Source organism: Candidatus Cloacimonadota bacterium, from assembly GCA_034722995.1.
GTDB lineage: Bacteria > Cloacimonadota > Cloacimonadia > JGIOTU-2 > JGIOTU-2 > JAGMCF01.
In genome coordinates this window covers 1-12,444 of sequence record JAYEOL010000046.1, presented here as the reverse complement: position 1 = coordinate 12,444, position 12,444 = coordinate 1, and the positions used below count along the sequence as shown (strand labels likewise).

8 protein-coding genes are annotated in these 12,444 nt (G+C 34.4%); 4 read left to right on the top strand and 4 right to left on the bottom strand.

From position 1 onward, the window contains the following. On the top strand, positions 1–609 hold a 609-nt coding region (locus U9R23_05635), incomplete at its 5' end, for a T9SS type A sorting domain-containing protein (GenBank protein ID MEA3475900.1). 74 nt (positions 610–683) lie between these two features. Here the strand turns inward: U9R23_05635 and U9R23_05630 are convergent. From U9R23_05630 to rocD, 4 genes are all read right to left on the bottom strand, one after another. Then, the gene (locus U9R23_05630; GenBank protein MEA3475899.1) at positions 684–2,285 is read right to left on the bottom strand and encodes an alkaline phosphatase family protein; all 1,602 of its coding nucleotides are present in this window, start codon (positions 2,283–2,285) and stop codon (positions 684–686) included. Between the two features lie 191 nt (positions 2,286–2,476). Beyond that, a complete protein-coding gene (locus U9R23_05625; GenBank protein MEA3475898.1) occupies positions 2,477–3,799 on the bottom strand; it encodes a saccharopine dehydrogenase C-terminal domain-containing protein in 1,323 nt (440 codons plus the stop codon). 111 nt (positions 3,800–3,910) lie between these two features. After that, on the bottom strand, positions 3,911–5,215 hold the full coding sequence (locus U9R23_05620) for a bifunctional lysine ketoglutarate reductase /saccharopine dehydrogenase family protein (protein ID MEA3475897.1): 1,305 nt from the start codon (positions 5,213–5,215) through the stop codon (positions 3,911–3,913). Positions 5,216–5,388: 173 nt separating this feature from the next. After that, positions 5,389–6,633 carry an ornithine--oxo-acid transaminase gene (rocD, locus tag U9R23_05615; GenBank protein ID MEA3475896.1) on the bottom strand — a complete coding sequence of 415 codons (1,245 nt, stop codon included), beginning with the start codon at positions 6,631–6,633 and terminating at the stop codon, positions 5,389–5,391. A 278-nt stretch (positions 6,634–6,911) separates the two neighbouring features. Here rocD and U9R23_05610 point away from each other — a divergent pair, with 278 nt between their 5' ends. The 3 genes from U9R23_05610 to U9R23_05600 form a co-directional block, all read left to right on the top strand. Beyond that, positions 6,912–7,742: a DNA alkylation repair protein gene (locus tag U9R23_05610; GenBank protein ID MEA3475895.1), complete on the top strand. Its 831-nt coding sequence runs from the start codon at positions 6,912–6,914 to the stop codon at positions 7,740–7,742. Positions 7,743–7,927: 185 nt separating this feature from the next. Then, positions 7,928–9,244: an amidohydrolase gene (locus U9R23_05605; protein ID MEA3475894.1), complete on the top strand. Its 1,317-nt coding sequence runs from the start codon at positions 7,928–7,930 to the stop codon at positions 9,242–9,244. A 131-nt stretch (positions 9,245–9,375) separates the two neighbouring features. Beyond that, on the top strand, positions 9,376–12,444 hold a 3,069-nt coding region (locus U9R23_05600), incomplete at its 3' end, for a C25 family cysteine peptidase (GenBank protein ID MEA3475893.1).

The window sequence follows — 12,444 nt, the reverse complement described above, 5'->3', positions numbered from 1 at the left end:
GAACTCTCGGCTTTCATGGGTGAGTATATTAATGTTCCAACATTATATTGGGTCACACAATCAGAGACAGATAATCTTGGCTGGTATGTATACCGTAGTACAGAAAATAGTTTTGCCACTGCTGATAAAATACCTAATTTAATTGATGGGTATGGTTCAACATCAGAGCCTCATTCTTATATTTATGAAGACAAGATGGTAGAGACAATGCCTGGAGATGCATATTGGTATTGGATTGAGAGTGTAGATCTTGGTGGAGAAGTTCATCATTTTAATAGTGTAAAGATTGAAATTCCAGATGGTTCTGAGCATCCTTCAATTACTAAACCAGTAATATATGCTCTTCAGAACTCACCTAATCCATTTAGAGGTTCAACTGAGATAAGGTTCACTCTTTCAGAGCCTGCATTAGCTGAAGTCACAATTTACAATATTCTCGGTGAAAAGGTTAGAACATTACCACCGGTTGTAGCAAGTGAAGATACAGAGGCATCAGCATACTGGGATGGCAGAGATGAATCTGGAGAGGAAGTTGTTTCTGGTATCTACTTCTATATCTTAAAAGCTGGCAAGAGCGCTTATTCAGGAAAGATGATATTACTGAAATAGGATTGATTTGTCTATAACATTATGCCCGGGGACATCCATCCTCGGGCATTTTTATTATCTTCCACTTCGGGTCGTTATCCTTTACGACCCGAATCATGTAGAATGGCTTTATCACCATCTCCATATACAAAAAGTCTGTAAGCTTTTTCAATTCTATCCCAATTGTGTTCACGGTCCATTGCCCATTTTCTACCAATAACCGAGACCACCTTACCCAGTTCAAGTTGGGCACATTTTTCTTCAACTTCTTCAATATAATGAGCACCACTCTCTGGTCTTTCACCCCTTCTACCTAACATTGAATGGATATACATATTCTTAACACCATATTTCTTAGCCATATCCATTAATGCGAAAAGATGATGAAGAGAACCATGAGAACTGTAAAATGAGACAATACCTAACAAATGCAGATTTGTTTTATCTTTTTTGGCTCCCTCAACCGCCCATTTAAACGTTTTATTTTCATAGAACGAACCATCTTTTATGGAATTATCAATTTTCAATCTGTCTGATAATACCACTCTGCCAGCACCAATATGCAAGTGTCCTGCTTCAGAATTTCCCACTGTGCCATCTGGCATACCGACATATTCTCCTGCTGCGTATATTGTGATAAAAGAGTTTTCTTGCATAATACGATTCATATTAGTTGGATTGGCTTGTTTAATCAAATTTCCATAACTTTCTTCTCTATAACCCCACCCATCAAGGATGAGCAATAATACTGGTTTTTTAATTTTGGGCTCATAATCCGTAAGCAAGGAATTTCCTGTCATCTCTTCTGGCTTTTCTATTCCAATCAATTTGAGAATTGTTGGTGCTATATCTGTCAACGCTCCATCTTCTGCTAAATAATTTTTGGTATCACAATCAGAATCAATAAAAATGAAGGGAACTTTGCTGTCCGTATGCCCCGTATCAACTGTACCCTCTGGAAAATATCTTTTTTCTACAGTTCCATGATCTGCGGTAATAATAATTCTCATCCCTCTTTTCTGTGCAAGAGCAACTACTTCACCAACTTTATCATCAACTGCTTTAATAGCTCTTATTATTGCTTTTTCGTTTTCTGTATGTCCAACTACATCAATATTGCAAAAATTAGAAACTATCAAATCATACTTCTGCTCCTCAATCTTTTGCATAACTTTATCCGCAACTTCTGCAACATTCATCTCTGGAATTGAATCAAATTCGTGAACTTTAGGTGAATCAATAATTACCCTCTCTTCATTTGGAAATGGCTTTTGATTTTTACCATTAAGAAAATATGTAAGATGAACCTCTTTTTCAGACTCTACAATTTTTATCTGGTGTAAACCTGCTTTACTGACAACTTCACTTAATGTATTGCTTACAGTGTGAGCGCGAGAAAATGCAACTTTAGTATTCAGTTTCGGGTCATACTCAATCATTGTTACGAAGTTAAGTTTCATCTTTTTTGTTGGAAAGTGTGAGAAGTGCAAATCGGTTAGTGCTTCTGTTATTTCAACTTCTCTTTCACCACGAATGTCGTAAAAAATTACATAATCGCCATCTTCAAAACGACCAATTGGCATATCATTTGGACTATCAAAAAAAGCAATTGGACACATTGTTTCGTCATCTTCACCTTGCAAGTATAATCGGTGAATTGCTTTTGCCATTGGAAATTTATATCTCTCTTTTTGCATATGTAAATCCTTTTTTGCCACGAACCACACGAACTAACACGAACAATATTTTATTTATAAAATTAAATCTATGAATTCACTATAAAAACCCCTGAAGGGGTTAAATTTGGTTTTTTACCTTTTTACCCACAGTTAAAACTATGGGCTAACCTTATGATAATTCGGAAGAATTTTTAGGAGCGAGATTAAATTTATATCTCCTGATATCTTTCCTTACAGGTAATATTCTGTTTCGCTAACTCTTCTAATATAGGTTCATAGATTTCAGGTTTTACAGGAATTTTTACCCCTTTTTCTTTAATTATCCCATTAAGAACTAATTTGGCAGCAATAGCTGAAGGTAGTCCAACGGTTCTGGACATAGAAGAATCTCCACCCGGAATCCCATAATCTATCATAGTGGATGTTATCTTCTGCATTCTGTTAGGAAATTCTGCAATAAATTCGTGGTGAAGAATAAGCATATCTTTCTCATTTGGAGCATATTGCAATTTATCTAAAAGAATTTTACAGAAGACATCCATAGCAGTGCCTTTTTCTAAAGCGATTTTTTCGTCTCCCAATAATCCCAACCATTTTACTCTGTATATTGGGTTTGAGGTTACATCCAAATTTAACTGAGCTGCTAAATCTTGTTTTAAATCCTCATACTTTGAATCTAATATTAAATTTCTCATAAATTCAGCATAGGACAAATTCTTAAGAGAATAAACCTTTTCATCATCAAGAAGACCGAGTTCAGCAATTTTTTTCATTGTAGCACACCAGCCAGGATAACGAAGTGTGCCACGAAACATTGTTTCGGTATTCTGTATGTTATACAATTCTTTATAAGGAACTGAGTTGCGATTTGGATATGCTTCCAATTTACCAAAGTTAGGTATATCAACTGACCAATTTGTTGCAAATAGTTCTGGACCTGGAATTTCAATAATTTTCTTATCCATAAGATATTTTGCAGAATTCTTCCCGGCCATAACAACACCTCTTGGACTCCATGAAAATTTATAGCCCCAGGGATTAGTATTAGCTTCCGGTGCTGGCAATCCCCCACAATATGATTTGAAACTTTTTATTCCGCCTCCATTATTTTTCACATTATTAATTACTTTCATTGCAGACATATGGTCAATACCAGGATCAACCCCTGTTTCATTCAGTAGAATAATTCCTGCAGATTTGGCTTCACTATCTAACTCCTTCATAGCATCGCTCACATAAGATGTTGTAACCATATTTTTCTTATGTTTAATACAAAGTTTCGCAATTTTAACATGATAGGTATATGGTAATAAACTTACAGCAAGGTCATTTTCAGATACTAATTCTTCTAATTTCTTATCATCTTTTACATTTAGAGAGATGGCTTTCCCACGAGGGTGGTCCCCAACCAACTTCTCAGCCTTACTTACTGTCCTGCTTGCGACTGTGAGCAAAAGGTCGGGCGGTTCAAGCAGGTAATTAACATGAGGTCTGGAAACTAATCCAGCACCAAGAATCAGTACTTTTTTCATATTCTTTTTCCTTTCATATCAGAAACTGGAAACTTGATACTTGAAATTTGATACTTGATATTTCTTTTTCAGTCTTCCAGTTTTCCAGTTTCCAATTTCCAATTTCAAGTTTCAAAGATATTCTTTTATATATTCAAAATCTTTTGTAAGTTCCCCTTTATAAACAATTAATGCTTTCCGAATTGGTAATGGAAGAGCATTCTTGTCCAGGCTATCTGAACTATGGGCATTTACAATTTGCGGGACAAAATCAATTAATTCATTACTAAAAAATATAGATGACTCTCGTGGAATTTCACAGGGCAAATTTCCTCTTGCCATAACTACGACTCCGTTTCCTTGTATACCATCATATTCTTTATCCACAAGGGGATTGTAAACATAAGTAGGACTATCTGGTTTTGTCATCTTGGAAGTAAATTCAATTGACCCATTGATATCACAACTAATATCTCCAATAACTTGCAGCTTCTGATTTTTATCCTTTAGATAAAGTGATTTCAGATTTTCTTTTGTAACGAATCTCGGGCACTGTAGCGTCCAATAAATACAGTTTACAAGTATAGATAAGTGAGGAATGTATTTTGCAAATTGCGATTTGTAGTGTTGTGGATTTTCATAATAATCTTGTAGCCTAAACTCCTCATTTCCTTCTTTTGGCATAACAAGATGCTCTTCTTTGAAAATTACCTTATGGATATGATTGCGCGAAATACTTTTAACCTGATTTAAGTTCAAAAGTTGAGAAGGTGAAATTTCAATAATTGGTAGTTCATCAAGAATCTCCTGGGCACCTTTAGAAACATTTCCATAACCTGTAATTCCACATACAAGAGGAGTCAAAATCTTTGGGACACCATCTTTCCTTATCTTCTCCCCTATCGCCTTTATATCACTTTTTATCTGTTCCAAAGATTTATATTGATATGCTTTTTTTATCTCTTTGAAATGGTCTGATATATTTTCATATTTTAATCTCTGTCCAAATGCCCAAAGAGTATCAATCATTCCAGCTATACCTGCATGCCTTCCAAAGAATATCAGCCGTTTATTATTCTCGTTTACAATCCTTTCATAATCAATAAGATTGCATTTAAGGGCCAATATTCTCTTAAGCATCGGCATATTATAAGATTGACCTTTTATCACATGCGAGAAAAAAACATAAGTCTTATTCGGTTGAAAGAATGATTCGGGAATTTCCTTGATTCCAAAAACAACAGGGCATTCGGACAAATCTTCTTTTATTAAGGCACCATAATTCTTATATTCATTATCAGAAAAGACACGGATTTTAGAGGGTTGCAAAACCGTCTCAATCCCATATTCTTCTTTCAATAATTTTATATGCTCTGGAATTAATGGAACTCTTCGTTCCCACTTGCTCTTGTCTTCTCTTCGTATTCCGATTTTCATGTGAAAATTCCTTGCCACAGAGTATGGAGTAGCCGACTCCGTCGGCTACTAGACGAGAGACTCGCCTACTCCAAATAATCTCTGAAATTTTCATACTTTTTTGTGCCGAAATATTGGCATGTATATTTCATATTCATTCGTTATTCTTTATTCTTTGTTCAAAAAATTTACAATCAACTTAACTCAGAAAAAACCTCTTTAATAATTCCGATTGCTTCCATCAGTTGTTCTTCATTTATTACTAACGGTGGTGCAAACCGAATAATGTGTCTATGAGTAGGTTTGGCAAGCAATCCTTTTTCTTTGAGTTGAACACACACATCCCAGGCTTCAATACCATCCCTTGGTTTAATAACAATGGCATTAAGTAAGCCTTTACCACGAACCAATTCAATAAGAGAAGAATCTATTTTTTTCATTTCCTCACGGAATATTTTCCCGAGTCTTTCTGCATTTTCTATCAGATGCTCTTCCTTAATTACTTCTAACGCCGCTTTTGCAACCACACAGGCTAAAGGAAATCCTCCGAAAGTAGAACCGTGCTGTCCAGGCTTTATAACTAACATAATCTCATTATCAGCTAATACAGCAGAAATTGGCAGAACCCCACCTGAAATTGTTTTTCCAAGGATAAGAATATCAGGTCTAACCTCTTCATAATCACATGCGAGAAGACGACCTGTTCTCCCAATCCCACTCTGAACCTCATCAGCCACAAATAATACATTATATTTTTTGCATTTATCAAAAGTTCTTTTTAGATAGCCATCGTCTGGAACGATTACACCAGCTTCACCTTGAACAGGTTCAACTAAAAAGGCGCAAACTTCTTTCCCTTGTTTTTTTAAAACCTTTTCTAATGCCTCTGGATTATTGTATGGTATCTTAATAATGCCTGGTAGAAAAGGACCAAAGTTATTAGTACTTTCAGGGTCAGTTGAGGCTGAGATAGCGCCAATAGTGCGACCGTGAAAGTTACCTTCACAAACAACTATTTTGGCTTTATTAGATTTAATCCCTTTCTTCTCATATCCCCACTTACGAGAAAGTTTTATAGCTGTTTCAACGCCTTCTACTCCAGTATTCATCGGCAGAATTTTATCATAGCCAAAAAATTCAGTTACAAATTTTTCATATTCCCCAAGTTTATTATTAAAAAACGCCCGTGAGGTAAGTGTAAGAATCTCTGCCTGGTCTATAAGTGATTTAATAATCTTTGGATGACAGTGACCTTGATTAAGTGCAGAATATGCTGAGAGAAAGTCGTAATATTTTTTGCCTTCCGGGTCCCAAACATAAACACCTTCTCCTTTTGCAATTACTACTGGAAGTGGCTGATAGTTATGAGCTCCATATTTCTCCTCCAATTCCATAGATTCTTTGCTACTGATATTCCCATAAACAAGTTTTTCTGACATCACTCCTCCGACAACTTTTTACGCTCTTTTGGGCTTGGACTTTTTAATGTCAAGGACAATAATTTCTAAAAATATTTTATATCAGGATTATCTGAAAGCATTTTTGTCATAATAATAAATTAATAAAATTTTTTACTTGACATAATAATTTTAGAAATTTTATAAAGTCCAAAATCAAACAGACAACAAAAAATCCATAATCAGAGGATTAAATAAGTAAGTACAAAATTTTGTAATTGCAAAACATAATTTAATTCTTAACATTTGAAAGGCAGTTTATGGTTAAAGAAATCGGACGTCTTGACGAGAAGGAAGAAAAAGAACTTCGCTACAAAACTGAAAAAACTCTTAAGTTATTGGATGAATCACCCAGAAAGGGGAAAAAGAAATTTGAGGAGTTTGCTTCTTGTAAGAATTATTTTGGAAGAATCCTGATTGCAGAAACTGCGGCTAATTCACCGCAAAAAGATAAGGTGGAAGAGATAGCAAAATCTTTATTAGATTCAAAGAATTACGCAAAACGCGCAACAGCTCTCTTCTTCTTCTATAATTACCTTATGGGCAAGCCAGAGGAAATGATAGAAATTGTCAGCAATTATTATGATTCTATAAAATGGGAAGCAGAAAATATTATGGACCATTTCTGGAAAGAATATCCAGAATTAATGAAATCCAATATGGTGAAATGGATTGAAAGTGCTGACGGGAGTAAACGCTCCATATCATTTCACGGCTTAGAAAATATCTCTCAGAAAGACCCACATTTTGTAATGGAATTTATTGAAAAAATTATTGATGATGAAAGTATTGAAGTCCAGAAGAAAATCACACATACTATAATTCAAATCGCAAGAGCACGGCCGGCTGAAGTATATCCTTATCTAAAGGAATGGCTTAAAGATGCTGATAATAAAAGAATTAAGACAATATGGGTCTCTATGAAAAAATTGGCTAATAGTTTAAGAAGCTCTGGAGGGAAAGAAAGAAATAGCGATTTCGCAATTCTTACAAAAGATACAATCAGAGATTGGAAACGCTCCAGTAATCCCAAAATATCTACAATGGGTGAGAAACTAACTCAAATTGTCAAAAATCGTAAAAAATATTGAAAATTTACATTTTAAAATCAGTGCGGCATTCTTAACAAGTATCTTTTTCATTCCATCCTACATACTAACTCTTAATTTATCAAAAACTTGATACTTTAGTACATTTCTAAATTTCAATAAAAAATATGAGGGGAAATGGCTAGTAATAATATTAAAACTCGATCCAATGTTTGAAAATTCTCATTATGGAATCAGTTGATATTCTGATAAAAAATGGACTTATTGTTACAATTAACAAACAGATGGATGTCATCCAAAACGGTGCAATTGCAATAAAAGATGGCAGAATCATCCAAATTCATAAAACAGAAAATTTAGAGAAGAGGTTCTCTGCAAAAAAGGTATTTGATGCGGAATCAAAAATTGTTATGCCGGGATTCATTAATGCCCATACTCATATACCAATGACATATTTTCGTGGATTGGCTGATGATTTGCCTTTACAGGAATGGTTGGAAAATTATATCTGGCCCGCAGAAGCAAAATTTGTATCAGAAGAATTTGTATATTTAGCAGCTTTGCATGGAGCAGCAGAACTTGTCAAAAACGGTATTACAATGTTTAATGATATGTATTTCTTCCCGGAACAAACTGCAAAGGCAGCATCCAGAGTTGGAATTCGGGCTATTGTTGGTCAGGGTATTGTGGACTTTCCAAATGCAAATTATAAAGAACCAAAGCAAGCTTTAGATAATGCAGTTAAATATCAAAATGAATTCGCTAATAATGAACTAATAAATTTTGCAATTGCGCCCCATTCAATTTATTCTTGTAGCTCTGAAACATTACAACTTGCTTCCGAAACTGCTCAAAAACATAATATGCTCCTGCATATTCATATATCAGAAACTCAAAAGGAAGTTGAAAACTGTTTGAAACAGCATCATAAAAGACCAATAAAGTATTTGAATGACATTGGCTTTCTTGATAGCAATGTTGTTATTGCTCACGGAATCTGGGTAAATGATAAAGAACTAAAAATTTTGAGGGAAAAAAATATAAGCGTTGCAATCACTACAGAAAGTAATTTGAAGCTTGCCTCAGGTTTCATGCCCATCAAAAAGTATATTGAAAATGGCATAAATTTGTGTCTGGGAACAGACGGAGTTGCAAGTAATAACAATCTAAGTATGCTTGATGAGATGGATTTTACAGCAAAAATTCATAAAGCTTATAACAAAAACCCTACTATTCTTCCTGTTGATGAAGTAGTAAAAATGGCAACGCTCAATTCGGCTACGGCATTAAGGAAAGAATCGGAATTAGGCTCACTAAAAGTTGGCAAAAAAGCTGATATTATTTTAATTGATACAAATAAGCTGGAGATTCTTCCAATGTATAATGTCTACTCACATCTTGTGTATACTATATCCAGCAATGCTATTAGTGATGTTATTATAAATGGAAAATTGATTATGGAAAATCACAAACTGTTAACTGTTGATGAGGATGAAATAATTGATAGAGCAAAGTTTTATCAAAATAAAATAAAGGAAAGTTAACTCATTTGTCATTAGTCTAGACTTGTTGGGAAGCAATTAATTTAACCTTCAATTACATCTTTAGTAACAATAAGTTTGACAAAAACCAAGAAAGTTTTTCTTTTATCAAAAAAATTAGAATAAGGTTAAATATGTATAAAAAACTACTAATAATAATCGGTTTACTTTTATTTTCAAGAACATTGCTATCAGCCAAAGAATTAACCTTTTCATTCAGTTTTGATAAACCTGAAATTAGACATGGGGAGATAGAGACTAATCTTACTTCAAAAATATCAACTCCAGGCGAGCCAATAATTCCATTCTGTTCGGCAAAAATATTACTTCCTTTTGGAGAACAAATATCAAGTGTTAAGGTTAACTATTCGGATTGGCAACTCATTGATAAAGGAGTTTATATAGACTTTGCAAAGACTCCTCAACCAACAAATTCAAACGAGATAACTCCAACTGAAAAAAATAAGATAATTTATTCATCTGACCGCCCTTATCCCGCATCAAAATTTAAAATCCTGAGCACAGAAATCTTAGCTGGTCATAGCATAGCAATCATCAATCTATTTCCTATTAGATATCTGCCAAAATCCGGGATTGTTCAATATTTATCTGAGATGGAATTGAGTGTCATAACAAAATCTGATGAAAAATTATCAAATTATCAATCAATGATGCTTTGTAATTCAAATTCTATTATTGAGAAAATAGAAAAATTAGTAGAAAATGAAGAAGTATTAAATTCCTATTTTGGTAAGGAAAAATCTAAACTTAGCAGAGATAACTTAATTAATCCCGATGACCCACATGATTACATCATTATTACAGGAGAGGGTTTTGTTTCGCTATTTGACGACTTTGTAAATTGGAAAATTGGATTCGGTTTGAATCCTGCTGTTTATACAATTCAAGAAATAAATGCTGAATATATGGGAATCGATAACGCTGATAAATTAAGAAATTTTATTATTGATGCTTATACAACCTGGAATAGCACAAATACACCCTTAGAATATGTGCTCTTAGGCGGGGATGATGAAATAGTGCCGTTACGGAAACTTTATGTTGATGCTGGGGGCACAATTGGTTATATTCCTTCTGATTTCTATTTTTCTGCATTGGATGGTAATTTTGATTATAATGGAAATAATATTTACGGAGAATATCCTGCTGATAGTGTTGATTTCATCCCTGAAATTGCAATTGGTAGAATTCCGGGTGATACAGAAATTGATTTTAGTAATGCTTTATACAAAATAATGGACTATAAAGAAAATCCAAAACCGGCTCTGGAAAAGGCCTGTATGGTTGGGGAGAACCTCAATTGGAATCCTGTTACCTGGGGTGGTGATTACAAAGACGATATTCTAACTCGTATTCCGGCAAATAACTATCATTTCTATACTCTTTATCAACGAGATGGAACTTATTCAGAGCAGGCAGTTGTAAATATGCTTAATAATGGCGTTGGTATTATGAATAATATGGGCCATGCAAATTACTGGATTTTAATGGGAATGAGCCCAAATCAAGCCGACCAATTAATAAACGATGAGTATGGGCTAATGTATAGCCAGGGTTGTCTCCCTGCAGCTTTTGATGAGGGAACAAGCCATGGTAATGAAGCTGTTGCAGAAAGGTTAATTATCGCCTCAGGCGGTCCGATGGCTTTTATTGGCAATACCCGTTATGGCTGGTATAGTCCTGGTTCTATTGAAGGTCCATCCCAACAGTTTGACAGAACATTCTTTGATGGCTTATTTACAGCGGACATCAAACAATTAGGTAATTGCAACAATTATTCAAAAATATCACTCATTGACCAAGCAGATAATCCGTGGATGCGATGGTGTTATTACGAACTTATTTTGTTTGGCGACCCTCATGCTGAAATTATTACCCTTGATGGCGAGTTCCCTTATGTAACTGCCACTAACATTATTATGAATGATGAATTGGGAGATGGAGATGGTATTGTAAATCCCGGTGAAGAAATAAAAATGATTATATCATTAAAAAACCTTCCTGATTGGCAACTTGCTTACGATGTCTCTGTAACAATGAGATACCAGGGAGATGAACTCACATTGATTGATAGTATTAGTTATTTCGGTAATATTTCTCCGGGACAGATTTCCACAAATATTTCCAATCCCATTGTTTTTCATGTGGCAGAAGACTGCGGTTATAATGTTCTGGAGTATCAGCTTTATGTAACAGCTAATACTAATTCTTCTTATCCATTTGAAAAAACCTATTATCATAATCTTGATGTTTCTATTGTGCAGTACAATTGGCCATTATATCTTGGATGTAAAGTAAAATGCTCGCCTGTGGTTGTTGATTTTGATAATGATAATGAAAACGAAGTCCTATTTGTTGACAGGGCAGGAAAAATTTACTCTATTGAAGCGGATGCAAGCATCTCGGATGGTTTCCCTGTTGAGCTTGGTGAAGAAGCATGGTCTTCAATAGCTGTGGGTGATATTGATAATGACCAGCAATATGAAATAGTTTTAACCACCCGATATAATAAAATCTATGCTATTGATAATGATGAATCTATAATATTTGAATATGAAACCGGCGGACAGATGATTTGTACTCCTACAGTTGCGGATTTAGATGGGGATGAAGAATTAGAGATTATTGCACCTTGTTTGGATGGAAAATTATATGTAATTAAAATAGATGGAACGGATTTCCCATGTTTTCCTTATGATTTTGGATCACCAATATTTGCAGATGTTGCAGTCGGTGATATTAATAATGATATGGTCAAGGACATTGTTGTTGGTACATTAAATGGCTCATTATATGCTATCTCATCAGAAGGAGTAATTTTGGATGGTTTTCCAATAGAAACCGATTCTCAAATTTGGTCTCCTCCCATTATCTTTGATAATAATAGTCGCATAGCTTTTAGCAATTATGATTACAAAATCTATATTATTGATGGTTATGGTGATATAAAATGTATAAAAGATATATCATCAAATATTTTCTCTTCAATGATAGCTTTTACTCAGGAACGAGATGATGAATTCTTACTTGCGTTCAATACTTTATCTGGTAAATTAGAAATAATCAATGAAAATGGTACTACTTTGCAAGGCTGGCCACAAGAAATGGGTACTGGAACAAAAAATAGTCCTGTTGCAGTTGATATAAATAATGATGGAGAAATAGAAATCTTGTCATCAACT